This window comes from Sphingobium sp. RS1, from assembly GCF_056156825.1.
Map to the genome: position 1 here is coordinate 1,174,410 of NZ_JBLZXE010000002.1, position 24,631 is coordinate 1,199,040.

Here is a 24,631-nt window from a genome sequence, read left to right on the forward strand (position 1 = left end):
TGATCCGAAATCGGATTATTTTAGTGGATCGTGCCCATCGGCTGATCGTAGGTCAGCAGCACGATCAGCCGCTCGATCTGGCGCCAGTGGCAGAAATGGATGTGATTGCCCTGATCGAGGCTGCGATCGGCGCGCGCCGCAGCTTCATAGCCGGCATTGTCGCCGAACATCGCCATCAGTTCAGCGGCGTCATCATAGCTCTTTCGATCCGAAAGATATGGAACCTGCATTGCAACCCCCGATATTCCTGGCGACTTTATTATAGGGACAGGCTTTTCAATCGCCGTGCCATTTCAACGCTTTGGCGCCACAAGCGGGTTTGAAGAGTCAATGCACCGTTAGTGAAGTCCCATGGCGGGACAGCATTCCCGAAACGGGACAGACGGTCCCGGCACGGGGCAGGAGGCATATCCCTGCGCCATTCGACCAAAGCATCTGGCCTAGCCGCGCGCATCATGGCAAGGGGCAGGAATGAGCAAGGGCAGACAAGAACCGACCGGCGCCGGCGCGATCATCGCCTTCCTGATTCTGGGTGGGACGATCGGCGGCGGGCTGATGGGGCAGCCGAGCATCGGCCTGTTGGCGGGGGCCGGTGCGGGCGTACTGGTCGCCCTGCTGCTCTGGCTGCGCGAACGGGGAAAATAAGGGGCGCACGCCGCCTCGCCAGCCCCTTGCTCCCGATCCTGCGTCCGCATAGATGTGACGTCATGAAAAAACATATCATCGCCATCCCCGCGATCCTGCTGCTGATCGGCGGCGGCACCTTCCTCTATCTGGCACAGGGCAATACGGCCCAACTGGCACCGGGCGCGGACACCGGCAAGGAACCGGTCTTCACCACCCCGAAGAACGAGATGCTGCCGACGGTCAACATCGCCGAAGTGAAGCCTTGGACGGCGAATGAAGCGCCGGTGGCGGCCAAGGGGCTGAGCGTGGCGCGCTATGCTGAAGGGCTGGCCCATCCGCGATCGATGCTGCGCCTGCCCAATGGCGACATACTGGTGGCCGAAACCAACAGCCCGCCCCGGCCGCAGGGCGGCATCGTCAACAAGGTGATGAACTTCCTGATGAACAAGGCGGGGGCCGGCGTGCCGTCCGCCAACCGCATCACCCTGTTGCGGGACGCCGATGGCGACGGCAAGGCGGAGACGAAGACGGCGTTCCTGACCGGCCTCAATTCGCCTTATGGCATGGCGCTGATCGGGGACACGCTCTACGTCGCCAATACCGACGCGCTGATGGCCTTCCCCTACAAGGACGGCGACACGAAGATCACGGACAAGGGCCGCAAGATCATCGACCTGCCGGCGCAGGCGCCCAACCAGCACTGGACCAAGAGCCTGGTCGCCAGCCCCGAAGGGCTGCTCTATGTCGGCGTCGGCTCCAACAGCAATATCGGCGACAATGGGCTGGAGGTGGAAAAGAACCGTGCGCTGGTGTTCGAGGTGAACCCCAAGACCGGCTACAAGCGCATCTTCGCGTCAGGCCTGCGCAATCCGGTCGGCCTCGCGTTCGAGCCGAAGAGCGGCGAATTGTGGACGGTCGTCAACGAGCGCGACATGCTGGGCGGCGACCTTGTCCCCGACTATCTGACGCGGGTGGAATTCGGCGCCTTCTACGGCTGGCCGTGGAATTACTGGGGCGGTTATGAAGATCGGCGCGTCCAGCCGCAGCGCCCGGAAATCCGCGAATATACCAAGCGGCCCGATTATGCGCTGGGCAATCATGTCGCGCCGCTGGGCCTGACCTTTGTCGACAAGCTGCAACTGGGCGCGCCCTATACGGACGGTGCGATCGTCGGCCTGCACGGCAGCTGGAACCGCAAGCCGGCGGCGGGCTACAAGGTCGTCTATGTCGGCTTTGCCGATGGCGAGGCGGGCAAGGCCAAGCCGGTGGACGTGCTGACCGGATTCCTGGACAAGGATGGCGCCGCGCATGGCCGCCCGGTCGATGTCACCGCCGACGCCAAGGGCGCGCTGCTGGTCAGCGACGATGTCGGCGGCGTGGTGTGGCGGGTGACGAAGGCGCGGTAAATCGCATCACCGTTCGTTTCAAGCGAAGCCTGTCCTGAGCCTGTCGAAGGGTCGAGAAACGGGAAGCGTTGCGCTAACGTTTCTCGACACGCTCGAAACGAACGGATGTCGGAATTTAAACCGTCAGCCCATGACGGCCAGCCAGTTCGACCACATATTGCCAGGCGACGCGGCCTGAGCGGCTGCCGCGCTGGGTGGCCCACTGGATCGCCTCCAGCGGATCGAAGCCGACGCCCAGCTTGCCGGCATAGCCCGCGACGATCGCGACATAGGCGTCCTGATCGAGCGCGTGGAAACCGAGGCTGAGGCCGAAGCGGTCGGACAGCGCCATGCGATCATCCACCACGTCGCGCGGGTTGATGGGATCATCCTGCTCCGACAGGTGGCGCGGGACGATGTGACGGCGGTTGGACGTCACATAAAGGCGCACATTGGCCGGACGCGCAGCCGTGCCGCCCTGCAACAGCGACCGCAGCGTGCGAGCGTCGCCGACGCCGCCTTCATCGAAACCCAGATCGTCCAGGAACAGGATGAACGGCCGATCCGTGCCACGCAGCAGCGAGAAAAGCGTCGGCAGGCTGGCCAGTTCGTCGATCGCGCATTGCAGCAGGGCGATGTCCTGCCCTTCCCGCTGCAACTGGCCGACGACCGAGGCGACCACGGCCGACTTGCCGGTGCCGCGCGCGCCCCAGAGCAGCGCATCATGCGCGGCATGGCCGGCGGCATGTCGGCGGCTATTGTCGAGCAACTGGCCCTTTTGCGCGTCGATGCCCGTCAGCAGGTCATAATCGACCGGCGCAAACGCCTCCACCGCCCGGATCGCGCTGCCATCCCACACAAAGGCGGGATGCGCGGTCAGATCAGCGGAGATGGCCGGCGGCGGCGCCAGTCGCTCCAGCGCCTCGGCGATGCGGGTCAAGAGTGCGTCGTTCATGGCGGCGGCTTAGCTGCGGATTCGCGCGCTCGCAAGCATATGCGCTTCTGTCACGGCCCTGACGCAATGGCCTTTTAATCGCCTGAAACGGGGCCTATATCGCGGGGGTTGTGACCATCGCTCATCCAATCTTTTCCACCAAGTCCGTCCGTTATGGCAGCGAGGCCCTGCGGGAGGCCGCGCTGCTGATCCGGGCGGGGGAACCGGTGGCCGTGCCGACCGAGACGGTCTATGGCCTGGCCGCCGACGCCACCGACACCAACGCCGTCGCCGCCATCTACAGCGCCAAGGGGCGGCCCAGCTTCAATCCGCTGATCGTCCATGTCGCCGACCGGGCGATGGCGGAGCGGCTGGCCGACGTCTCGCCCTCCGCCGCGCTGCTCGCCGACCGTTTCTGGCCGGGGCCGCTGACGCTGGTGCTGCCGGTGCGCGCGACAAGCGGCCTGTCGCCACTGGTGACTGCCGGCCTGCCGACGGTGGCGCTGCGCCTGCCCGCCCATCCGGCGATGCGCGCGCTGATCCGCGAAAGCGGCTGCCCCCTCGCCGCCCCGTCCGCCAATCGCAGCGGATCGATCAGCCCGACCAGGGCGGAACATGTGCTGGCCAGCCTAGACGGCAAGATCCGCATGATCCTGGACGAAGGACCGACCAGCGAGGGGCTGGAATCCACCATCGCCGCACCGGAAGCCGACCGCATCCGCCTGCTGCGCCCCGGCCCGGTGACGGCGGCGATGCTGGAGGAGGCGTCCGGCCTGCCGGTGGTGATCGGCAGCGACACGAAGATCGAGGCACCCGGCCAGTTGGAAAGCCATTACGCCCCGTCCAAGCCGGTGCGGCTGAACGCGTTGCGGGCGGAAAAGGACGAATATCTGATCGGGTTCGGCCTGATGCCCTGCCACATCAACCTGAGCCAGGAGGCCGATTTGCGCGAGGCGGCGGCTCAACTGTTCGCCGCGCTGCATATCGCCGACGCCAGCGCCGCCGGCCGAATCGCGGTGGCGCCGATCCCAAACGAAGGTATCGGCGCGGCCATCAACGATCGGTTGCGGCGGGCGGCGGCTTAGGAACGCATTTCCCGTTCGGGCTGAGCCTTTCGAAGACCGGTTCTTCTTTGCAATCTCGTGACAAAGAACAGTCCTTCGACAGGCTCAGGACGAACGGTGGTTGTCCTGAAGGGCTGGGCTAATTCACCCGCAATTGTCGTAGCCGGCGTCACGGCACTGCTTGCGCCGTTCCTTTTCGGCCTTCTTGGCGGCCTTGCCGTCACGGGCTTCCTGCTTACGCATCTTGCGGCCGTAATTGCGGTCGGCTTCATCCTGGCTGGTCGTCGTCCAGTCCACCACCTGCGACCCGGCGCGTACCGGCGCCGTCACCACGCTGGCCACCGTGCGCACGCAGCCGGGCAATGCCAGCAGCAGGAGCGGCGCAGCCATTACCATCCGTGTCTTCATCATCAGTCCCCCGACTTGTTCCTGTACCCGGCCGCTATGGCATGGCGCAGATTAACCGCAGGCTAAGGACGTCGGGAAAGGCGATGAGCCGTGGGGGAGAGGAGGAATTGGGTGGGTTGGGGACTGGCCGGTTTTGGGAGATGATCGGCGATAGATGATGTTCGGCAGAGAGAGCCACCCGACAGCAATCGTCCGTTGCTGACTTTTAGCTTAGTTGGCAGTTTACCGACATGACGACCCTTTTTATCGAGGCCGGCGAGCCGCTCCTTGTTTTTCCTTCCATCGAGATGGCTGAGCAGCATCTTGAACCACTTGATGTTGCGAGCGGAGTCTACACGCGCGTCTTTGGCCCAACGGGTGAACTTTTTTCGATCGAAACAGATGGCGAAAGCGTCGTAATTCGCACTACCGAACAGCCAGCCGACCCTGATGGCCTGCGTGCGCTTCTTCGGCGCTCACTACAGCAGGCTGGTGAGTTGGTTCCAATGGACGCTGATCTCCCTACGCTGGTTGCTTTTACCGAAGATGTGTGGACGAGGCGTCAGCGCGATGTAACCGCCAAGTTCAGGTTAGGCTGTATGGTCGTGGTCGTCATATTGGGAGGCTTAAGTGCTCTTTATTTCGGCTTGCGTTAGGCGCGGCTATCAAGAACGCCGCAGATAGCCTCTATGGGCAAAAAACGGTCGATTGATGCCAGAAGGATCACGGTATAGGCTGAGGATATGACCGATTGGCTCCCACTGCCGTATCTTCTCATTATCTTGGTTAGTATGGCTATCGGCTTTGTCGGAGCCATTCGCAGCTTCCGACGCCACTGGGAAGATATGAAGACAGGGCCGTCAGCGGAACGCGCAAACCGTGATCGAGCGTCCGTTAACCGGAAGCACAGCTAACGTCTTTTACGGCAACTTCTGGTCGTTGATCGCCGTATAGTCATTCGTCACGCCGGGCCCTTCGACTGGCGCAGTTCCGATCGCCATCGACGGCGTCGAACCCCCACTCACCTGCCTTATCGCACAGTCCGCTTGTACAGATGCACCAGCCACAGCCCGGTCAGCACGGCGACCGTCAGCAGGCGCGGCGGGAGTTTTTCGATGGCGTGAGGCACACTCCAGAAGATCGCGTCGCCCACGCTGATGACGATCAGGACAAACAGGCCGAACAGCAAGGGCGGCAGGACGTGGCGGACCTTCATGGGAGTCGGCATAGCATGGCCGCAGGCAGTGTGCGACACCTTGGGTGCGACACCGGGGCGCAACGACGCGTCAGCCATGTCCGGAGATGCCAGTGGTGCGGGTGGTCGGAATCGAACCGACACTCCTTGCGGAACCGGATTTTGAGTCCGGCGCGTCTACCAGTTTCACCACACCCGCACGGCTGGTTGGGCGCAAATGACAAAATCCGACGCGGGCGTCCAGCCGAAAATCGGCAGACGGCATAAAAGCCTCCGCCCATCGCTTGACAGCATGGGGCGTCGCGCCCACATGCCGCCTGAATTATGTAATGTTATATCATTTGATTGGAATGTCATGGCTTCCTGCGACGAGCGGCAAAGCGCCTCCCCCTGCCCACCCCTCAAGGCCAGCGAGCCGGCGAACGGCCCCTCCGCCTGGCTGGATGGCTTTGCGCTTTGCGCCTCCTCGCTCTGCACCCTGCATTGTCTGGGCCTGCCGCTATTGTTCGCGCTGCTCCCGGCCTTCGCCAGCCGCATCGATCCGGGCGAATCCTTTCACCTCATCATGCTGGGGCTGGCGGTGCCGACCAGCCTGTTCGCACTGGCACAGGGCCAACGCCGCCATGGCGGTCGGGCACCGATTCTGGCGGGCGTGACCGGCTTGACCTTGATGAGCATCGGCGCGCTGGTCGCCCATGGCGTGCTGGCCGAGACGCTCTGGACCGTCGCCGGCAGCCTGCTGCTGGCGGGCGCCCACATTCTCAACTGGCGGCGCGGGCTGCGCTGACAACGTCCTTCATCCCTGATTCGATTCGCGAAATGTCCGGTCGTTGCCAAGGCCGTCCTGTCATGATGTTGCCGCCAGCAGGCTTCCACGATAGCCTTCTTGCGTAACGATCCGCGAGCGCTATAAGGGCGCCTCGTGCAGACATAGACAATTTCAAAAACGGAGAAGGACCATCCTTTGACCGAGCCGTCTGCTACGTTCCTGCTATTTGGTGCCACCGGTGACCTGGCGCGCCGGATGATCTTTCCCTCGCTCTACAATCTGCTGTCGGATGGGTTGCTGCCCGACGACTTCATGATCGTCGCGTCCGGCCGGTCCGAAATGGACGATGCCGCCTTCCGCAAGGAAGTGGACGAGGCGTTGCAGCAATTCCTGGCCGCCGACCGCTATGATGCGGACATCGCCGCCCGCTTCGGCGCGATGATCGGCTATCAGCCGGTCGATGCCGGCAATGCGGACCAGTTTGCGGCGCTCGCCCAGCGGATCGACGGCAGGCTGGAGCGTGGCCTGTCGGTCTATCTGTCCACCCCGCCCTCGCTCTTCGCCCCGACTGCGCAGGGACTCGCTGACGCTGGCCTCATCACGCCGCATACCCGGATCGCGATGGAAAAGCCGATCGGCAAGGATCTCGCCTCCTCCAAGGTGGTCAATGACGGCATCGGCCACCTCTTTGTCGAGGACCAGATTTTCCGTGTCGATCATTATCTGGGCAAGGAAACGGTCCAGAATCTGCTGGCGCTGCGCTTCGGCAATGTGATGTTTGAGCCGCTGTGGAACACCACGGCGATCGACCATGTGCAGATCACCGTGGGCGAGACGGTGGGGCTGGAAGGCCGCGTTTCCTATTATGACGGGGTCGGCGCGCTGCGCGACATGGTGCAGAATCATATTCTGCAAATCCTGTCGATCATCGCCATGGAGCCGCCCGCCCGCATGGACCCGACCGCCGTGCGTGACGAGAAGGTGAAGGTGCTGCGGTCGCTGCGCCCGATGACCGACGAGACGGTCAAGACCCATAGCGTGCGCGGCCAATATACGCCGGGCGCCGTCCGCGGCCAGATCGTCACCGGCTATGCCGACGAACTGGGCAAGCCGTCCGACACGGAAACCTTCGTGGCGCTCAAGGCCTATATCGACAATTGGCGCTGGCAGGGCGTGCCCTTCTACCTGCGCACCGGCAAGCGGATGCCCGCGCGCCAGTCCGAAATCGTGATCCAGTTCAAGCCGGTGCGCCACAGCATCTTCGGCCGCGACGGGCACGGAACGGGGCTGGAGCCGAACACGCTCGTCATCCGATTGCAGCCGGAGGAATATATCCGGCTGGCCATCATGAGCAAAAGGCCGGGGCTGGAACGGCAGGTGAAGCTGGACGAGGTGACGCTGGACGTCTCCCTGACTGCCGCTTTTGCCGGACAGCGCCGCCGCATCGCTTACGAACGATTGATCCTGGACCTGCTGGCCGGCGACCAGACCCTCTTCGTCCGCCGCGACGAGGTGGAGGCGCAATGGACATGGATCGATTCGATCATCGACGGGTGGAAAGAGGCCAATGTGAAGCCCGCCGCCTATTCTTCGGGGAACTGGGGTCCGTCTTCGGCCATTGCCCTTATCGAACGTGACGGAGCCAGCTGGCATGACTGATTTGAATCCGGTGATCGCAAAGGTCACCGACCGCATCGTGAAACGGAGCGCCGCGTCGCGCCTGAAATATCTCGACCTGATCGAACGGGGCCGCGACGCCGGCACCAATCGCGCGCAGCTGTCCTGCGGCAACCTCGCCCATGGCTTTGCCGCGAGCGGTGAAGACAAGGCTGTCATCCGTACCGGCGCGGCGATGAACATCGGTATTGTGACGTCCTATAATGACATGCTGTCGGCGCATCAGCCCTATGGCCGCTATCCCGAAATCATCAAGATCGCGGCCCGCGAAGTCGGCGCCACGGCGCAGGTGGCGGGCGGCGTGCCGGCCATGTGCGATGGCGTGACGCAGGGGCAGGCCGGCATGGACCTTTCCCTGTTCAGCCGTGACACCATTGCGCTCTCGACCGCCGTGTCCTTGAGCCACGCCATGTTCGAAGGCTCCATGCTGCTGGGCATTTGCGACAAGATCGTGCCGGGCCTGCTGATCGGCGCGCTGCGTTTCGGTCATCTGCCGACCATATTGATCCCGGCTGGGCCGATGCCATCGGGCCTCGCCAACAAGGAAAAGGTGCGCATCCGCCAGCTTTATGCCGAAGGGAAAGTCGGCAAGGACGAACTGCTGGAATCCGAAAGCGCTTCCTATCATGGCGCGGGCACCTGCACCTTCTATGGCACGGCCAATAGCAACCAGATGATGATGGAGATGATGGGCCTGCACATGCCGGGTGCCGCCTTCGTCAATCCGGGTACGAAGCTGCGCACCGAACTGACCCGCGCGGCGACGCATCGCATCGCGCAGATCGGCTGGGACGGCGATGATTACCGTCCGCTGGGCCATTGCATCGATGAAAAGGCGATCGTCAACGCGATCATCGGCCTGATGGCGACAGGTGGTTCGACCAACCATGCGATCCATGTGCCGGCGATCGCACGGGCGGCGGGCATCCATGTCGACTGGACCGACTTTGCCGAGATTTCCGACGTCGTGCCGCTGCTGGCGCGCGTCTATCCCAATGGATCGGGCGACGTGAACCATTTCCACGCGGCGGGCGGCATGGCGGTCGTCATCCGTGAACTGCTCGACGCCGGCCTCCTCCACCGCGACATCATGACCGTCGCGTCGGACGACCTGACCGACTATGGCAAGGAACCGGCGCTGGGCGACGACGGGCTGGTGTGGAACGATGTGCCCGCATCGCGCGACGAAAATATGCTGCGCCCGGCCGCCAATCCCTTCCAGGCCGATGGCGGCATGAAGCTGCTTCAGGGCAACCTCGGCCGCTGCGTCATGAAGGTGAGCGCGGTCGACAGGGAACGCTGGACGATCGAGGCACCCGCCGCCGTCTTCCACGATCAGGACGATGTGCTGCTCGCCTTCAAGGAAGGCAAGCTGGAGCGCGACGTCGTGGTCGTGGTCCGCTTCCAAGGGCCGCGCGCCAATGGCATGCCCGAACTGCACAAGCTGACCCCGGCGCTGGGTGTGTTGCAGGATCGCGGGTTCAAGGTCGCGCTGCTGACCGACGGCCGCATGTCCGGCGCGTCCGGCAAGGTGCCCGCCGCCATCCACCTGTCGCCCGAGGCGCTCGGCGGCGGCGCGATCGGCAAGCTGCGCGATGGCGACATGGTGCGGGTCTGCGCGCAGACCGGCGACGTGACCGCGCTGGTCGATGCGGCGACATGGGACGCACGCGACATCCCCGCTGCCCCGCCCCCGCCATACGACACCGGCCGCGAACTGTTCGCTTTGTTCCGCCATCATAGCGACCTGGCCGAACAGGGCGCGTCGCCGATCCTGGCGGCAATGGAAAGCGAACTGTAAACTTCCTTCCGTCATGCCAGCGAAGGCTGGCATCTCTCTTCTTTATCCTGCGTTGATGAGAAGAAAAATGAGATCCCAGCCTTCGCTGGGATGACGGGCAAGAGAATTGGATGCCCTGATGACCGACATCATCGCCGCCGACATTGGCGGAACCAACGCCCGCTTTGCCCGCGCCTCGCTGGACGAGCGGGGCGTGCCGACGCTTGGCACCGTACGCAAGTACAAGGTCGCCGACTATCCCAGCCTGCAAGCCTGCTGGGCTGCCTTTGCCGAGGACGAGAAGAAGGATGGCGCGGGCGACCTGCCCCGCGCCGCCTCCATCGCCTTCGCCACCGCGATCGGGCGTGACGTCATCAAGCTGACCAACAGCAATTGGGTGATCCGCGCCGATACGCTGGCCGAGGATATAGGGGTCGACACCGTCCGCCTCGTCAATGATTTCGAGGCGGTGGCCCATGCCGTGTCGCGCCTGCCGGCCGAGAATCTGCCTTTGCTGTTCGGCGAGGACCGTCCTTTCCCCACCGATGGTGGCGTCACCATCCTTGGCCCCGGCACGGGCCTGGGCGTCGCGATGATCGCTTATGACCAAGGTCATCCCCATGTCATCGCGACCGAGGGCGGCCATCTGGACTTCGCGCCGCTCGACCATATCGAAGAGAAAATCCTCTCCTACCTGCGCGACAAGTTCCTGCGCGTATCGACCGAGCGGATCGTGTCGGGTCCGGGCCTCAATTATATCTACAAGGCGCTGGGCACAATCGGTCATGATCGCGTGGTGCTGATGGAAGACCCGGAATTGTGGCAGGCGGCGCTGGACGGCAGCGACGAGTTCGCCCGCCGTGCGCTGGAGCGCTTCTGCCTCTGCTATGGCTCCGTCGCGGGTGATCTGGCGCTGGCGCATGGCCCGCATGCCGTGGTGCTGGCCGGTGGCCTGACCCAGCGGATGAAGGATTTTCTGCAACAGAGCGGGTTCCACACCCGCTTCAAGGCGAAGGGCCGGTTCGAAAGCCTGATGGCGACCGTGCCGATCCGCTGCGCCATCCATGATGAAATCGGGCTGTTCGGCGCCGCCGCAGCTTTCAGGGAAAGATGATCTTTCCCTGAGTTTTTGGTTTTCGCGTTTTCGCAAGCCAGCAGATGCGAGCATCTGCTTCGAAAACGCTTGGAGGGAGAAGTGATAATGAGCAACCTGACCGTAGAACAGGTGATGGAACTGGCCCCGGTGATCCCGGTGCTGGTGGTGGACCGGGTCGAGGATGCGCTGCCGATCGCGCAGGCGCTGGTGAAGGGCGGCCTGCCCGCGCTGGAAGTGACGCTGCGCACCCCCGCCGCGCTGGACGTGATTCGCGAAATGGCCAAGGTCGAAGGCGCGGTCGTTGGCGCCGGCACGGTGCTGAACCCTGCGCAACTGGATGCCGCTATGGAAGCGGGCGCGCGCTTCATCGTCAGCCCCGGCCTCACCGAACCGCTGGGCAAGGCGGCGATCGCGGCCAACATCCCCTTCCTGCCCGGCACGGCTACGGCGGGCGATATCATGCGCGGCATGGACATGGGGCTGAGCCACTTCAAATTCTTTCCCGCCGAAACCTCGGGCGGCCTGCCGGCCCTGAAGGCGCTCGCCGCGCCACTGCACACCGCCCGCTTCTGCCCGACCGGCGGCATCACGCCGCAAAGCGCACCCGAATGGCTGGCCCAGCCCTTCATCAAATGCGTCGGCGGCAGCTGGGTCGTACCAAAGGGGCCGGTCGATCCCGACACAATCGAGGCGCTGGCCCGCGAAGCGGCAGCGCTGCCGCGCTAAGGTTGGGTGCGGGGCCATTGCGCCCCGCCTCTCCTCAGCCTAGATGACGTCTATGAATCCGCGCCGCCTCCTTGCCGCCCTGGCCCTGTTCCTGTCCGGCTGCGCCGGCGCGCCGCAAAGCTATCCTTCGCTCGCCAAGCGCCCGGTGGAAAGCGCGCCCGTCGCGAAGATCAGCCCGCCATCCGCCCCGGTCCCGGCCGATGCGGCACTATCAGCGGAAATCACCAAATATGTGGGTCAGGCGGACAAGGGCGCTGCCGCGTTCGACGCTGCCTATGCCAGGGCCGACAAGGCGGTCCGCGCAGCATCGGGCGCCGCCGTGTCGAGCGACGCCTGGATCGCGGCGCAGGTAACGATCAGCGCGCTCGAATCCGCCCGGAACGACAGCGTATCGGCGCTGGCCAGCCTCGACACCCTCTATGTCCAGCGCAGCAACGCCGTCGCCGATGGCAAGGCCGCTGGTGGCCTGGAAGATGTCGACGCCGCCCGCAGCGCCGCGCTCGCGCTGGTCGATCAGCAGAATGACCGCATCGACGCGATGAAATCCCGCCTGCCGCAGCCATAGGCACTGCCCGCAGATGGCCAGATGGAGATGTGGCGGCCGTTTCTGCTTGCCTCATAGCCGTCACCCCAGCGAAGGCTGGGGTCTCAGGCGGCAGTAGAGGGCAGCCAGCCATCTTGCGCTATCCGTTGATCCAGCGTGCGCCTGTCTGAAATACCAGCGTTGGCCTGCGGCCGCCCTTCGGGTCGCGCTATTATGGGCGCTCGACTTTATAAGCAGGCAGTCCTCTAACCATCCTATTTCCTGTCAGCCCGCCTAGAGCAGCCGATCCGATTGCATCAGATCGGCTGCTCTAAGTTTTTGGTTTACCGCGTTTTCCGAGTCAGCAGGTGATTCCACCTGCTTAGAAAACGCTCTAGAAACTCTCGCCGCCGCATGACACCCGGCCGGTGCCGCGATTGTCCACGATGCAGGCCGCCTTGCCGGCGACGCTGACGTCCCCTGATCCTGACGTCACTACCTTCGCATTGACGTCGGCGGTCAGGATGATGCTGCCCGGCCCTTCATTGCTCACGCTCGCCTGACGTGCGCGCAGCGGTTCGGCGGCGAGCGCGCCGGGGCCGTTGACCCGGACATTGGCGACGCCCGTGCGCCCCGCGAGCGTCATCCGGCCGCCGCCGGCCAGCGCCACATCGACCCGATCGAGATCGACCTTCGCCACGCTGATGTCGCCATTGCCGCCAAGCACCAGTTGGCCGAGCAATCCCTTCATGCGATCGATCGCGATCGACCCGCCGCCGGTGAGCACAACCCGCTCGACCATCCCGGTCGACAGGCGCAGCGTGGCCGCGCCGCCGCCCTTCTCACCGGGCCGCGTCCGCTCCATGCTCACGGTCAGGAGCCGGCCGGATACGTCGACCTTCAGCCGGTCGAGCGCCGACTGGTCCCCCTCCGCCCGCGCCGATGCGCCGATGCCGGTGGTCAGGACCACGGTCACGGGTGCATCCACGCGGATCGCGTCAAAGCTGGTGATGGTGAACCCGCGCGTCGCTGCGCTGGCCGGCGTGGCGAGGAGCAGCCCCGCCGCGCCCGCCGCCATCAGGGTGCGCAGCGTGCCTCGCCCGGTCCCATTCCGCTTGTCGTGCATTGTGCCTTGCCCTTCACCGTCACGTCGCCCGGACCCATGATGCTGATAGCGACCTTCCCGTCGGAGGCAAAGTCGATGTCGCCCGCGCCCAATATATCGACCTTTGCGGTGCCGACCTTCAGCGCTTCGCCATCGATATCGCCTGCGCCCGTGATGGAGAATGTCGCCTCATCCGCCGTGCCGGCAATCTTCATCGATCCTGCGCCGGTAATGTCGGCGGCCAGCGACTTGAGGCGGACCGCGCCGATTCGGAAATCGCCGGCACCCGTCAGGGCTAGCGTCAGGCTGTCGCCGTCCGCCTTGTCCAGATCGAAATCGCCCGCACCGGTCAGGTCGGCGGACTTGATTGCGGGCATGGTGACATGGACGGTCGCGCCCTTGTCTCCGTCCTTGCGGCCCCAGCTCCAGTCGCCCTTGGACTTGCGGCCGATGACCAGCTTGCTGCCCTTGGTACGAATATCGAGGTCGGCGACCGCCTTGCTATCGCCATCGGCCGTGACCTTGAACGTCTCGCCGATAGTGACGACGACATTGTCCGGGCCGGTCGCCTCGATCGCGTCGAACTGGCCGAGTTTCGACCAGTCCTGTGCGCTGTGAGAGACCGCGTCCGCGGCAGGCGATTCGTCGGTGCGCGAGCAGGCGGCGGTAGACAGGGCCATGCCCGTCAGCATCAGGGCGAGCAGAGGAAGGGGACGGGACATCGCAATCTCCTGTTTGTGTATTGCCATGATAATACACATGCGGGGTGGCGGTTCCAACCCTCTTGTTCGTCGGACAGGGTCTGGCATGTTAGCCCTTGATAATAAGCGGAGTCCGCACTGATGCGCCTTTCCCTCCTTGCCCTTCCCCTGCTTTCCCTGATCCCCGGCACCGCCCATGCGGCAACGGCGGACGATGCCGGCGCGCGCTGGTGGGCGCATGTCGAAGCGCTGGCCAATGACGGCATGGAAGGACGCGGCACGGGAACGCCGGGCTATGATCGCGCCGCCGACTATGTGATCGCCCAGTTCAAGGCTCTGGGCCTGAAGCCCGCCGGGGTGGACGGCTACAAGCAGCCGGTCGCCTTCGTCGAGCAGCGCATCCAGTCCGACCAGAGCAGCGCCGCACTGGTGGGGCCGCAGGGGGAGACAGCGCTGGCGGTGCCCGGCGACCTGATCTTCTCGGGAAGCGGCGGGCCGGTGCCGGAGCAGATCGACGCGCCGATGGTCTTTGCCGGCTATGGCCTGCATTTGCCGGAGGCAGGGCATGACGATTTCGCCGGGCTGGACCTGAAGGGCAAGATCGTGGTGGTGCTGTCGGGCGGGCCGGCCACTATTTCGGGCGCACTCAAATCGCATGCCCGGTCGGAGCGGTCACAATGGCTGGCAGCGCAGGGGGCGCTCGGCCTCATCACCCTGGTGACACCCAAGCAGGTCGAAATTCCCTGGGTCCGTCGCGTCGCGCTGGCCGGGGCGCCGGCGCTCTATTTTGCCAATGATGCCATGCGGGAAACCAAAGCGCCCTTCCTCAGTGCGCAGTTCGATCCGGCCAAATCAGCCCAGTTTTTCGCCGGGACGGGCAAAGATTTCGACGCGATCGCCGCAGCGGCCGACGCCGCCGCACCGGTGGCCAGCTTCCCGCTCACGCTGCGGTTCAAGGCCCGTGTCGCGGCCACCCGGCGCGACCTGACCTCCCCCAATCTGGTCGCGGTCATGCCGGGCAGCGATCCGACGCTGAAGGCCGAGCATGTAGTGCTCTCGGCGCATCTGGACGGCTATGGCATCGGCACGCCGATCAAGGGCGACGCCATCTATAATGGCGCGTTCGACAATGCTTCGGGCGTGGCCAGCGTGCTGGAAATCGCGCGTGCGCTGAAGGCCGGCAAGGTGAAACCGAAACGCTCCATCCTCTTCACCATCGTGACGGCGGAGGAGAAGGGGTTGCTAGGCGCGCGCTATTTCGCCGGGCGGCCCACCGTGCCGGCGGACAGCATCGTCGCCGACCTGAATTTCGACATGGCGCTGCCCATCTTCCCGCTGACCAGTGTGACGCCGATCGGCTATGACCAGAGTTCTCTGGGGCAGGATGCGGAGGCGGTGAGCGCGCAGATGCACCTGCCGATCACGCCCGATCCCTTCCCGGATCGCAACGTTTTCATCCGATCCGATCAATATGCCTTCATCCGCCAGGGCATTCCCGCGCTCTTCTTCAAATATGGGTTCAAGGCGGCGACGCCGGAGGCCGAAACGGAAAAGGCGTGGCGGGCCAACCTCTATCATTCGCCGTTCGACGACCTCAAGCAGCCAGTGATGCCCGGCGAAACCGCCAGGCTGAACGCCTATGTTACCGCCGTGACGCTGCGCGTCGCCAATGCCGATACGCGGCCAAGCTGGAATGCGGACAGTTTCTTCAAGCGGTTCGCAAAATAGGGCGCTGCCCCGAAAGCGAGTATCGGCGGAAGCCATGTCTGAGGGCGCGGTTTATGCCGCGCCTTCATAAAGTTCGAGCGGCAGCCCGTCCGGGTCGGCGAAGAAGGTGAAGCGTTGACCGGTATATTCATCGATGCGGATGGGTTCGCACGACACGCCCGCCGCTTCCAGCCGCGCGACCTCGGCATCCAGATCCTCGACCAGGAAAGCGAGGTGACGCAGCCCGCAGGCCTCCGGACGGGTCGGGCGCGGCGGCGGCGCGGGGAAGGAGAATAGCTCGATCTGTGCATTGCCGGCATCGAGATCGCATTTCCACGACTGCCGCTCCGCCCGCCACACTTCCCGAATCACCGGCAGGCCCAGCAGGTCGCGATAAAAGGCCCGCGACCGCGCATAGTCGGAACAGATCAGAGCAATATGATGAATGGCACGCATGCAGCGGATGTAGGCCATTGCCGCGCTCAGGGAAATGGCTGGGATGGGTGGGAACACGACATAAGCCCCTCCCCTTCAGGGGAGGGGACGGGGGTGGGGTCCATCCTCATAACGCAGGGCCTATAGGCGATCCCCCACCCCAACCCCTCCCCTAAAGGGGAGGGGCTATTAGGTCCGCACGTGGTCGTTCCCAGCCCCTACCCCGCCAGCTTGTTCGCCCTCTCCCGCCAAGCCCCGGCCAGGACCGGCATCTTCGCCAGCGCCTGTACGGCTTCTGGCTCGCGCTTGTGGCCGCCGCCGATGAGCAGGTGGAAGACGCGGGCGATGCTCCAGTCGGGCAAGGGGCGTTCCAGCAGGTCCATGCGCGTGCCCGCCTGCGCCTCCCCTTCGCGCAGGACGCGGAAGTAGAGGCCGCTGCGGGCGGTCTTGACGATGGTTGCCATGATATCGCGCGCGCCGAAACGGTGGTCGAGTTTCCAGCAGGGCTGGCGGCCATGGCTGACCTCCACGATCGCGCTGCCCAGCGAAAAGCGATCGCCGAGGCAGATGTCGGTTTCAGTGAGGCCGCGCGAGGCGATATTTTCGCCAAAGGCGCCGGGCGCGTCGAGCAGGCTCTGATCGGGCCTGCGTTCGCGCCACCAGCCATAATGATCCTGCGGATAGAGGTGGATCGCCTTGTCCCTGCCGCCATGGTGGATGCGGTCGGCCACGGCATCGCTTTCGAACCCGTCCCATGTGATGCGGACCGGCCCGCTGACCGGTTGCTTGGCGATGGCGCTGTAATCCTCGCCACGGAAAGGGACGGGCGTGCCGACCAGCAGCGCGTCGATGGTCATGGATGGGGTCGTCATAGCCCTATCCTGCCATGGTCACGCGCCGGAGGCGATGACCGGTTTGCGGGAAGAGGCCCCTTCCAGAACCCTGTCGGCCGATATCCCGCGGCGGCCCCAGCATCCATCATGTCGCAATGCGTCACTGGGCCGTGGGGAGGAATGGATGCTGAACCAGGTTCAGCATGACGAGGTTTATCCGTCGTCCTCCCGGATAGACTACCATATAGACTTTATGCCTGTCAGCCCGCGCTCAGTTCCGACCGCAATTTCAGGACATGGCCGCCATTGTCGGCGGTGATGAGATAGGCGGGATCGCGGGCCGAACCGTTGCGACGGATCAGCGACCCTTCGATCGTGCGCTCGACGTGGCGGTCGAAACGCTCCGCGATGCGCCCTCGGCCGACGCCCTGCCCCCAATTCCATTTGACCCGCGTTCCCTTACGGAATGTATCGGTCATGGGGCGTCCTCTCCTATGTTGGGCACATGCTGCGTCGGCCGTTACTCGTCATCAGCGAAGGCAAAATTCCCGGCGAGCGCTCTGGTTCCCTTGGGTTTTCATGCGGGTTGATATAAGGGGCGCCGATGGATGCTACCGGCCTGCGCGTTGCCCTGTTCAGCGGCAATTATAATTATGTCCGCGATGGTGCGAACCAGGCGCTCAATCGCTTCGTCGGCTATCTGCTGAAGCAGGGCGCGGCGGTACGCGTCTATTCGCCGACCACCGACACCCCCGCTTTCGAGCCGGCGGGCGATCTGGTCAGCACGCCCTCCTTCCCGGTGCCGGGGCGCAAGGAATATCGGGTGCCGCACCGCATGTCGGCGGCGGTTCGCCGCGACCTCAAGGCGTTCGCACCCAATATCGTCCATCTGTCCAGCCCCGATCCGCTGGGGCATCGGGCGCTGAGCTGGGCGCGGGCGCGGAGCCTGCCGACTGTGGCGTCCGTGCATACAAGGTTCGAAACCTATCCGCGCTATTATGGGCTGGCCTTTCTGGAGCCGCTGATCGAATCCATCCTGCGCCGCTTCTATCGCCGCTGCGATGCGATCGTCGCGCCGTCCGAATCGATGGCGCAACTGCTGCGCGAACAGCGGATGAACTATGATGTCGGCATCTGGACGCGCGGCATCGACCGGGAGATTTTCAACCCTGGCCGGCGCGACATGGCATGGCGCCAGTCGCTCGGCATTGGCGACGATGTGCCGGCGATCGGCTTTATCGGCCGACTGGTGATGGAAAAGGGACTGGACGTCTTTTCCGACACGATCGACCAGCTCACCGCGCGGCAGGTGCAGCATAAGGTACTGGTGGTGGGCGAAGGCCCGGCGCGCGAATGGTTCCAGAACCGGTTGCCCCATGCGGTCTTCACCGGCTTTCAGAAGGGGCCGGATCTGGGCCGCGCGGTCGCCGGCATGGACATGCTGTTCAATCCGTCGGTGACCGAGACGTTCGGCAACGTGACGCTGGAGGCGATGGCGTGCGGTCTGCCAACGGTGGCGGCGCGCGCGACCGGCAGCGAAAGCCTGGTGACGGAAGGCGTGACCGGTCGGCTGATCCGCCCCGGCGCGATCGGCGCCTTTGCCGATGCGCTGCAAGCCTATTGCATCGACCCCGACGCCCGCCAGGCCGCCGGTGCCGCCGCGCAGGCGCGAGCGGAGCGCAATGGCTGGGACCAGGTCAATCAGGCGCTGGTCGACACCTATTTGCGGGTTATCGGCCAGCGGGCGCAGGGGCTGGCACCGCGATCCAGCCCGGTTCCATAATCCATCCTATCGCCTATATCGGTGGCAATGGCCGACCTTTTCGCTCCCGATGACCTGCCCGGCGCCGATGCGCCGGCCGATACCGCCCCCCTTGCCGACAGGCTGCGTCCGCGCACGCTGGCCGATGTCGTGGGACAGGAACATCTGACCGGGCCGGATGGCGCGATCGGCCGGATGGTGGCGGCGGGGCGGCTGTCTTCCATCATATTATGGGGGCCGCCGGGCACCGGCAAGACGACCACGGCGCGACTGCTGGCGGATGCGGTGGGCATGCGCTTTGCCCCTATTTCGGCCGTATTTTCAGGTGTGGCCGACCTCAAGAAAGTCTTTGCGACCGCGAAGGACCATGCCCGGCTGGGCGAAAAAACATTGTTGTTCGTCGACGAAATTCACCGCTTCAATCGGGCGCAGCAGGACGGCTTCCTGCCCTTTGTCGAGGATGGCACGGTGACCCTGGTCGGGGCCACGACCGAAAATCCAAGCTTCGAACTGAATGCGGCCCTGCTGTCGCGGGCGCAGGTGCTGATCCTGCGCCGGCTGGATGCCGCCGCGCTGGAGCAGTTGCTGGACCGGGCCGAGGCGCTGACCGGCCGGCCGGTGCCGATCGACGCCGCCGCGCGCGAGGCGCTGGTGGCGAGCGCGGATGGCGACGGGCGCTTCCTGCTGAACCAGGTCGAGACGCTCTATTCGATCGACATCCCCGAACCGCTCGATCCGGCCGCCTTGTCCGCCCTGCTCCACCGCCGGGTCGCGGTCTATGACAAGGATCGGGAGGGGCATTACAACCTCATCTCCGCTCTGCATAAGTCGCTGCGCGGGTCGGCCCCGCAGGCGGCGCTCTATTATATGGCGCGGATGCTGACGGCGGGGGAAGAGCCGCTCTATGTGCTACGCCGGCTGGTGCGGTTCGCGACCGAGGATATTGGCCTGGCCGATCCGCAGGCGGTGGTGCAATGCCTGGCAGCGAAGGACGCCTATGAGTTTCTGGGGTCGCCGGAGGGCGAACTGGCGATCGTGCAGGCCTGTCTCTATTGCGCGACCGCGCCCAAATCGAACGCGGGTTACATGGCGATGAAGGCGTCGTTCAAATCGGCGCGAGATACCGGATCGCTGATGCCGCCGATGAACATCGTCAACGCCCCCACCAAGCTGATGAAGCAAGTCGGTTACGGCAAGGGCTATCAATATGACCATGATGCGGCGGAGGGCTTTTCCGGGGCGAATTACTGGCCGGAGGAGATGGCCCCGCAAACCTTCTATACGCCGACCGATCGCGGATTTGAGGCACGGATCGCCGAGCGGATCGCGCATTGGAACCGGCTGCGGGCGGAGCGCGGAGGGCAGTGACGCCCCGCTTTGCGCGGTTCGCGGCGATCGACTGGTCGGGGGCCAAGGGTTCGCGGCACAAGGGGATTGCCGTGGCGCTATGCGCGGAAGGCGACGCCGTACCGCTATTGGTTGCCGCGCCGGATGGCGTCTGGTCGCGACAGGCCGTGGCGGACTGGCTGATCGGCGCCGCGCGGGAGGCGCCGACGCTGTTCGGGTTCGACTTCAGCTTTGCGCCGCCTTTCGTTGCGCGCGGCGGCTATCTGCCGGGCGATGTCGTGCCGCAAGACGGGCCGGCCTTCTGGGCCTATGTCGATGCGATCTGCGAGGACGCGGATCTGGGCGCGGCGAGCCTGCTGGAAATCGCCCATCGCCGCCATTTCTATTTCGGCAAGGCGGACGGGGCGAAAGCGGATTATATGCATAACCGCGTCTGCGAGGCGCAATATAATGCCGGCGGCGGCGGCAAGCCGTCCACCGTCTATGATGCGATCGGCGCGGCGCAGGTGGCCAAGGCCAGCTTTGCCGGGATGCGGCTGCTGCATCATGTGCGGCCGCATGTACCGGTCTGGCCGTTCGATCTGTTACCGGAGGCGGGATCGCTGGTGGTGGAGATCTATACCAGCATCGCGGCGCGTGCGGCCGGACGGCCCAAGGGGCGGACCAAGATGCGCGATGCGGAGGCGCTGAACCAGGCGCTGGCGGCGCTGGGATCGCAAACGCATGGCGATGTGATGCCGGACGATCATGGAGCCGACGCGATCGTGACCGCCGCCTGGATGCGGCGCGCGGCGATGCGGCCGGCCTTATGGCAGCCGTCCGCGCTGACAGCGCAAATTGCGCGCACTGAGGGCTGGACCTTTGGCGTGAACTGATAGTAAGGGCGTCCCACTCGAAAGGGTGCGCCGGATTAGCACAGCGGTAGTGCAGCGGTTTTGTAAACCGAAGGTCGGGGGTTCGATCCCCTCATCCGGCACCATTCACAGACCAAAACGCCGTTCCGACCTGCCAGCTCGGGATTTTTAGCCTGCGGCAACGCAGGCCACAGACGCGAACCGCCGGCATGGCGGACCCGATGTCCGCCATACGCATTTGCTGACCCCGGACCGCCGATGGCCAGCCTGAACCCGGCCGCTTCCGTCAGAAAAAATCTGCGTCCGAATCTATATCTTCCTCTGGAATCGTGGAAGCGATTTCAATCGGGACGAATTCATAAGTCGGCGATGGATTGAACACCTTGCCGGTTTCGACATAGCCGGCATCCCGCATGATCGACCGCACCTCTTCGATCTGGTTGTCGAATACTTCGATGAAGACGCGTGGCCGATCTTCGGCCAGGATGCGCTTGGCGCCACGAAGGACCGGAATTTCCGCGCCTTCCACGTCGATCTTCATCAATCCGACCTTACCGGGTGCAACGGAGTCCGCCGTCAGCGCCTGTATGGTTAGGGGGCGCTCGCGCACGTTGAGATCGATCAGCTTGCGCTCGTCAGCCAGGGCAACCGGCATCACCATCGTCTTATGGCCCATGCCGTTGATAGCGAGAAGATCCGTGGCAATGGCCCGAAGGGCGCGATAGGGTTCGAAGCCGACCACGAAACTGGATTTGCACATGGCGGCGAAGAACAGGCAGTGATTGCCGATATTCGTGCCGATATCGAGATAGACGCCTTCGATCTTCAGCCCCCATATATGCCGAAGCATTCGCCTTTCGTAGAAACGGCCTTTCTTCCAACAGGCCGCAATTTTGCCCCTGGTTTCAGGAAAGACAAAAGTCTTTCCTTTAAACTCAATCTCTTTGGCTTCTGCAAAATCCTCTATGTCCAAATTCATATGAATCTCCGACTTAGCTTGCCAAGTCAGGCTATTTGACAATGCAGCACTATGCCAGATAATTTTCGAATAGCCTGTACATGCAAAGCTTTGCAGAAGAATATGACCGTATGAATATCTTTAAATCATTCAAATACTTCCGCATAATTATGACAGCAAAAGACATAATTGTTGCGATATGCAAATATGTTTTCCTGTCGGAAGACGCGCGCCGCCACAACGGAATAAATACAGGTCATGACAGAACACAGGAGTCTGGATGCGGCACTGATCGGCCGACCACCCTTGTCAGGGCCATAACGCAAAATGGGGGCCGGCATTGCTGCCGGTCCCCACTTCCGTCAGGCTTTTCCTCAAGCATTTTCCGTATTGCCAGCCGAAGCCGGCAAACATGATCCTGCCGAGGCGATCCGCTTCTCACGAAGAGATGCGATCATCCGCCCGCCGATCCTGTGCGCCATCCTTCAGGGCGAAGGCGCCGCGCAGGTTTTGCTCCGGGTTCTGGCCAAGGGCCGCCTGCCCGGTGCTAAAATGCCCGCTTCCAATGCCCGACGTTCACTTTCGCGCGTACCCGGCAAGGGCTTCAAGCATTTCGTCCGTCTGCCCGGCTCCACCCTTGCGGATATTGCCTGCCGATGAACTGTCGTTACGGCTCAAACTCCTGATTTCTCAGTTTTTTCTGGAATTGGATCGCTCCATTTCCACCGTTCCGATATAGAGATGGTCTCACCAGTCCTGAGTCGTTCAAAGCGAAATCCGACAGTTTTTTGACGGACTGCCATCAAAATCTGTGGATAAGTGTGGATAAGTGTCAGCCGGGCGGCGCCCAGTCCGGTGGCGCGAGGGAAAAGCCTGAAAAATCAAAGCCTGGCGTCACAGTGCAACTGACCAGCGTCCAGCCGCCTTGCGGCGTTGACGCCTGCCAATGATGGGCGGGCACCCAGCCCTGCGGCATTTCGCCATGGAGAATGTCCGGTCCCAGCAGCAGGTCGCGGGCCGCCTCCCCCGGCGCGGCAATGGAGAGGATGAGCGGTGCGCCGGCGTGCCAGAACCAATGTTCGTCGGCATCAACACGGTGCCAGTGCGACCGCTGATGCGCCTCCAGCAGGAAGAGGATCGCGGTGCCGGCAGCTCGCTCGCCCGGTCCGGCGAGGGCACGCCATGTTTCCCGATACCAACCGCCTTCGGGATGAGGCGCGAGATCCAGCGCCTCGACCAGCCGGCGTCCTTCCCGTTCATCGTCGCCGCCCATCCATTCACCTCAAATTTTATTGCATTAGAAACAGTAACTTAAATTGTTGCCTGACGTTCATGCAACCTGGATCAATGTAGACGGGTTGAAGCGACAAATCACGCAATTCGGAGGAGAATATCATGCGTAATGCCCTGCTCGCCCTGGCCGCCATCTCGCTGGCCATCCCGGTGTCGATGGCCGTGCCGACCGACGGCGCCCAGGCCCGCAAACATTATCGGTACAAGGAATGGCGTGGCCGTGACGGCCGGACCTATTGCCGCAAATCGAACGGCACGACCGGCCTGATCGTGGGCGGCGTCGGCGGCGCCCTGGTCGGCCGGGCGATCGATACTCGCGGGGATCGCGCCACCGGCACCATTCTGGGCGCGGCCGGCGGCGCTCTGCTCGGCAAGGAAATCGACAGCAAGCGTCGCTGCCGCTGAGCATAGCGGCCGGCGCGTGTCAGGAGCGCGTGCCGGCTTCGCTGCCTTTGCTGTTCGACAACAAAAAAGGGACGGCATCCCGTCGGATGCCGTCCCTATCTGTTTGCAGCGCTCCGGTCTGGAGCGCGCCATAATCAGTCAGCCGAGGCTTCCGCAGCGGCGCCACGGGCGTCTTCCACCTTGAAGGCAACCTGCTGGCCGCCCGATACGCCCGAAACCTTGCCGTTCTTGACGGCCAGATTAAAGGCGACGGCGTCAGGGAAACGACGACCCGAAATCACCTTGCCAGTCTTGGTGTCCTTCACCTGATAGACATAGGTGTAGCCTTCGTGGGTGAAGCGCTGCTTGGGAGCGGCATCTTCAGCCTGAGCGGCAGTGGCGGCGATGGCGCTGACGGCGCCGGCGACAATGAACTTGGACAGCATTCGCATGGGTAAACTCCTTGTGAATGCCGATCAAACACCTCTTATTGTTCTTTTTCTGTTGGAGGTCGTCATATGTTGCAGCGCGTCAAAGCGACAATCGCAAAAAATGACGATCCGGTTGCGTCCCGTGCAACCATGGTTTTGCCCGCTATTTAAGCCTTTGATAGCGCTACAATATGGTCGAACTCGGCTTTTGTCAGTGGGGCGACGGACAGGCGCGACTGGCGCAGCATCACCATGTTGGCGAGTGCCGAATCGGCCTTCATCGCCTTAAGCGTCACCGGTTTGGCTAGCCGTTCGACAGGCGCGACATGCACCGCGATCCACTTGCCGCTATCGTCCGTGCTGTCGGGTGCGGCTTCTTCCACGATCGTCATGATGCCGACCGCTTCGACCCCGATATTGCTGTGATAGAAGATCGACAGGTCGCCCTTGCGCATCGCCCTCATATGCCCCTGGGCCGCATGATTGCGCACGCCGTCCCATTCGGCCTTCCCCTTTTTGACCAGATCGTCATAGGAGAAGGCATCGGGTTCCGATTTCATCAGCCAGTAGTTCATCCTGCCTCCTTGCAACAGCGCCTCGGCGCGATCAAGGATGCGTCATGCGCGGGCCGGCCTATATGATGAGCCATCGCCCCTTC

Annotated in this window: 29 protein-coding genes and 2 tRNA genes; 17 read left to right on the plus strand and 14 right to left on the minus strand. The window is 63.7% G+C overall.

Features of this window, described 5'->3' with window-relative positions:
* Positions 1-20 precede the first annotated feature (20 nt).
* Positions 21-230, minus strand: coding sequence for a hypothetical protein (locus ACNHGR_RS07200; protein ID WP_184265423.1), 210 nt, complete (start codon positions 228-230; stop codon positions 21-23).
* Between the two features lie 241 nt (positions 231-471).
* Here ACNHGR_RS07200 and ACNHGR_RS07205 point away from each other — a divergent pair, with 241 nt between their 5' ends.
* Together ACNHGR_RS07205 and ACNHGR_RS07210 are read left to right on the plus strand one after the other, a co-directional pair.
* On the plus strand, positions 472-645 hold the full coding sequence (locus tag ACNHGR_RS07205; protein ID WP_475285028.1) for a hypothetical protein: 174 nt from the start codon (positions 472-474) through the stop codon (positions 643-645).
* Between the two features lie 62 nt (positions 646-707).
* Positions 708-2,033: a PQQ-dependent sugar dehydrogenase gene (locus ACNHGR_RS07210; protein WP_475285030.1), complete on the plus strand. Its 1,326-nt coding sequence runs from the start codon at positions 708-710 to the stop codon at positions 2,031-2,033.
* A gap of 115 nt (positions 2,034-2,148) precedes the next feature.
* On the opposite strand, the gene ACNHGR_RS07215 is transcribed toward ACNHGR_RS07210, so the two are convergent.
* The gene (locus ACNHGR_RS07215) at positions 2,149-2,967 is read right to left on the minus strand and encodes an ATP-binding protein (RefSeq protein ID WP_475285032.1); all 819 of its coding nucleotides are present in this window, start codon (positions 2,965-2,967) and stop codon (positions 2,149-2,151) included.
* 110 nt (positions 2,968-3,077) lie between these two features.
* On the opposite strand from ACNHGR_RS07215, the gene ACNHGR_RS07220 reads away from it, so the two are divergent.
* Positions 3,078-4,031 carry an L-threonylcarbamoyladenylate synthase gene (locus ACNHGR_RS07220; RefSeq protein ID WP_184265431.1) on the plus strand — a complete coding sequence of 318 codons (954 nt, stop codon included), beginning with the start codon at positions 3,078-3,080 and terminating at the stop codon, positions 4,029-4,031.
* Between the two features lie 123 nt (positions 4,032-4,154).
* On the opposite strand, the gene ACNHGR_RS07225 is transcribed toward ACNHGR_RS07220, so the two are convergent.
* Positions 4,155-4,421 (minus strand): hypothetical protein, encoded by a 267-nt coding sequence (locus ACNHGR_RS07225; RefSeq protein WP_475285034.1) that lies wholly within the window; start codon positions 4,419-4,421, stop codon positions 4,155-4,157.
* Between the two features lie 227 nt (positions 4,422-4,648).
* Here ACNHGR_RS07225 and ACNHGR_RS07230 point away from each other — a divergent pair, with 227 nt between their 5' ends.
* Positions 4,649-5,053 (plus strand): hypothetical protein, encoded by a 405-nt coding sequence (locus ACNHGR_RS07230; protein ID WP_475285036.1) that lies wholly within the window; start codon positions 4,649-4,651, stop codon positions 5,051-5,053.
* A gap of 374 nt (positions 5,054-5,427) precedes the next feature.
* On the opposite strand, the gene ACNHGR_RS07235 is transcribed toward ACNHGR_RS07230, so the two are convergent.
* Both ACNHGR_RS07235 and ACNHGR_RS07240 read right to left on the minus strand, forming a co-directional pair.
* On the minus strand, positions 5,428-5,691 hold the full coding sequence (locus ACNHGR_RS07235; RefSeq protein WP_475285038.1) for a hypothetical protein: 264 nt from the start codon (positions 5,689-5,691) through the stop codon (positions 5,428-5,430).
* 15 nt (positions 5,692-5,706) lie between these two features.
* Positions 5,707-5,791 (minus strand) — tRNA-Leu (locus tag ACNHGR_RS07240).
* Positions 5,792-5,947: 156 nt separating this feature from the next.
* Between ACNHGR_RS07240 and ACNHGR_RS07245 the strand changes: the two genes are divergently transcribed.
* From ACNHGR_RS07245 to ACNHGR_RS07270, 6 genes are all read left to right on the plus strand, one after another.
* The gene (locus ACNHGR_RS07245) at positions 5,948-6,379 is read left to right on the plus strand and encodes a MerC domain-containing protein (protein ID WP_475285040.1); all 432 of its coding nucleotides are present in this window, start codon (positions 5,948-5,950) and stop codon (positions 6,377-6,379) included.
* A gap of 177 nt (positions 6,380-6,556) precedes the next feature.
* A complete protein-coding gene (zwf, locus tag ACNHGR_RS07250) occupies positions 6,557-8,020 on the plus strand; it encodes a glucose-6-phosphate dehydrogenase (RefSeq protein WP_475285041.1) in 1,464 nt (487 codons plus the stop codon).
* A complete protein-coding gene (gene edd, locus ACNHGR_RS07255; RefSeq protein ID WP_475285042.1) occupies positions 8,013-9,839 on the plus strand; it encodes a phosphogluconate dehydratase in 1,827 nt (608 codons plus the stop codon). The genes zwf and edd overlap by 8 nt, the downstream gene beginning before the upstream one ends.
* Positions 9,840-9,957: 118 nt before the next feature.
* Positions 9,958-10,932, plus strand: coding sequence for a glucokinase (glk, locus tag ACNHGR_RS07260; protein WP_184265445.1), 975 nt, complete (start codon positions 9,958-9,960; stop codon positions 10,930-10,932).
* A gap of 87 nt (positions 10,933-11,019) precedes the next feature.
* Positions 11,020-11,640: a bifunctional 4-hydroxy-2-oxoglutarate aldolase/2-dehydro-3-deoxy-phosphogluconate aldolase gene (gene eda, locus ACNHGR_RS07265; protein ID WP_475285044.1), complete on the plus strand. Its 621-nt coding sequence runs from the start codon at positions 11,020-11,022 to the stop codon at positions 11,638-11,640.
* A gap of 52 nt (positions 11,641-11,692) precedes the next feature.
* The gene (locus tag ACNHGR_RS07270) at positions 11,693-12,205 is read left to right on the plus strand and encodes a hypothetical protein (protein ID WP_475285046.1); all 513 of its coding nucleotides are present in this window, start codon (positions 11,693-11,695) and stop codon (positions 12,203-12,205) included.
* A gap of 352 nt (positions 12,206-12,557) precedes the next feature.
* On the opposite strand, the gene ACNHGR_RS07275 is transcribed toward ACNHGR_RS07270, so the two are convergent.
* Together ACNHGR_RS07275 and ACNHGR_RS07280 are read right to left on the minus strand one after the other, a co-directional pair.
* Positions 12,558-13,289: a GIN domain-containing protein gene (locus ACNHGR_RS07275; protein WP_475285048.1), complete on the minus strand. Its 732-nt coding sequence runs from the start codon at positions 13,287-13,289 to the stop codon at positions 12,558-12,560.
* Entirely contained in the window at positions 13,241-13,990 is a 750-nt protein-coding gene (locus ACNHGR_RS07280) for a head GIN domain-containing protein (RefSeq protein WP_475285050.1), read from the minus strand. Before ACNHGR_RS07280 ends, ACNHGR_RS07275 begins: the two co-directional genes overlap by 49 nt.
* 120 nt (positions 13,991-14,110) lie before the next feature.
* Here ACNHGR_RS07280 and ACNHGR_RS07285 point away from each other — a divergent pair, with 120 nt between their 5' ends.
* The gene (locus ACNHGR_RS07285) at positions 14,111-15,697 is read left to right on the plus strand and encodes a M28 family metallopeptidase (RefSeq protein ID WP_475285052.1); all 1,587 of its coding nucleotides are present in this window, start codon (positions 14,111-14,113) and stop codon (positions 15,695-15,697) included.
* A gap of 51 nt (positions 15,698-15,748) precedes the next feature.
* Here ACNHGR_RS07285 and gloA2 read toward each other — a convergent pair whose 3' ends face one another.
* The 3 genes from gloA2 to ACNHGR_RS07300 form a co-directional block, all read right to left on the minus strand.
* Positions 15,749-16,132 (minus strand): SMU1112c/YaeR family gloxylase I-like metalloprotein, encoded by a 384-nt coding sequence (gene gloA2, locus ACNHGR_RS07290; protein ID WP_475288352.1) that lies wholly within the window; start codon positions 16,130-16,132, stop codon positions 15,749-15,751.
* A gap of 197 nt (positions 16,133-16,329) precedes the next feature.
* The gene (locus ACNHGR_RS07295; protein ID WP_475285054.1) at positions 16,330-16,983 is read right to left on the minus strand and encodes an MOSC domain-containing protein; all 654 of its coding nucleotides are present in this window, start codon (positions 16,981-16,983) and stop codon (positions 16,330-16,332) included.
* A 221-nt stretch (positions 16,984-17,204) separates the two neighbouring features.
* Entirely contained in the window at positions 17,205-17,423 is a 219-nt protein-coding gene (locus ACNHGR_RS07300; RefSeq protein ID WP_184265460.1) for a hypervirulence associated TUDOR domain-containing protein, read from the minus strand.
* 125 nt (positions 17,424-17,548) lie between these two features.
* Here ACNHGR_RS07300 and ACNHGR_RS07305 point away from each other — a divergent pair, with 125 nt between their 5' ends.
* The 4 genes from ACNHGR_RS07305 to ACNHGR_RS07320 all read left to right on the plus strand — a co-directional run bounded on the left by ACNHGR_RS07305 (position 17,549) and on the right by ACNHGR_RS07320 (position 21,032).
* Complete coding sequence (locus ACNHGR_RS07305) at positions 17,549-18,727, plus strand: glycosyltransferase family 4 protein (protein ID WP_475285056.1); 1,179 nt, start codon at positions 17,549-17,551, stop codon at positions 18,725-18,727.
* 27 nt (positions 18,728-18,754) lie between these two features.
* Positions 18,755-20,074: a replication-associated recombination protein A gene (locus ACNHGR_RS07310; RefSeq protein ID WP_475285058.1), complete on the plus strand. Its 1,320-nt coding sequence runs from the start codon at positions 18,755-18,757 to the stop codon at positions 20,072-20,074.
* The gene (locus ACNHGR_RS07315) at positions 20,071-20,928 is read left to right on the plus strand and encodes a hypothetical protein (protein WP_475285060.1); all 858 of its coding nucleotides are present in this window, start codon (positions 20,071-20,073) and stop codon (positions 20,926-20,928) included. Before ACNHGR_RS07310 ends, ACNHGR_RS07315 begins: the two co-directional genes overlap by 4 nt.
* Positions 20,929-20,957: 29 nt before the next feature.
* Positions 20,958-21,032, plus strand: a tRNA-Thr gene (locus ACNHGR_RS07320).
* 161 nt (positions 21,033-21,193) lie between these two features.
* Here ACNHGR_RS07320 and ACNHGR_RS07325 read toward each other — a convergent pair.
* Positions 21,194-21,886: an FkbM family methyltransferase gene (locus ACNHGR_RS07325; protein ID WP_475285061.1), complete on the minus strand. Its 693-nt coding sequence runs from the start codon at positions 21,884-21,886 to the stop codon at positions 21,194-21,196.
* Between the two features lie 306 nt (positions 21,887-22,192).
* Here ACNHGR_RS07325 and ACNHGR_RS07330 point away from each other — a divergent pair, with 306 nt between their 5' ends.
* Complete coding sequence (locus tag ACNHGR_RS07330) at positions 22,193-22,525, plus strand: hypothetical protein (protein WP_475285063.1); 333 nt, start codon at positions 22,193-22,195, stop codon at positions 22,523-22,525.
* Positions 22,526-22,697: 172 nt separating this feature from the next.
* Here ACNHGR_RS07330 and ACNHGR_RS07335 read toward each other — a convergent pair whose 3' ends face one another.
* Complete coding sequence (locus tag ACNHGR_RS07335) at positions 22,698-23,138, minus strand: cupin domain-containing protein (RefSeq protein ID WP_475285065.1); 441 nt, start codon at positions 23,136-23,138, stop codon at positions 22,698-22,700.
* A gap of 122 nt (positions 23,139-23,260) precedes the next feature.
* Between ACNHGR_RS07335 and ACNHGR_RS07340 the strand changes: the two genes are divergently transcribed.
* Positions 23,261-23,563 (plus strand): glycine zipper 2TM domain-containing protein, encoded by a 303-nt coding sequence (locus tag ACNHGR_RS07340; protein ID WP_475285067.1) that lies wholly within the window; start codon positions 23,261-23,263, stop codon positions 23,561-23,563.
* 134 nt (positions 23,564-23,697) lie between these two features.
* On the opposite strand, the gene ACNHGR_RS07345 is transcribed toward ACNHGR_RS07340, so the two are convergent.
* Both ACNHGR_RS07345 and ACNHGR_RS07350 read right to left on the minus strand, forming a co-directional pair.
* Positions 23,698-23,988: a hypothetical protein gene (locus tag ACNHGR_RS07345; protein ID WP_475288354.1), complete on the minus strand. Its 291-nt coding sequence runs from the start codon at positions 23,986-23,988 to the stop codon at positions 23,698-23,700.
* A 152-nt stretch (positions 23,989-24,140) separates the two neighbouring features.
* A complete protein-coding gene (locus ACNHGR_RS07350) occupies positions 24,141-24,548 on the minus strand; it encodes an EVE domain-containing protein (RefSeq protein WP_184265480.1) in 408 nt (135 codons plus the stop codon).
* Positions 24,549-24,631: the final 83 nt, after the last annotated feature.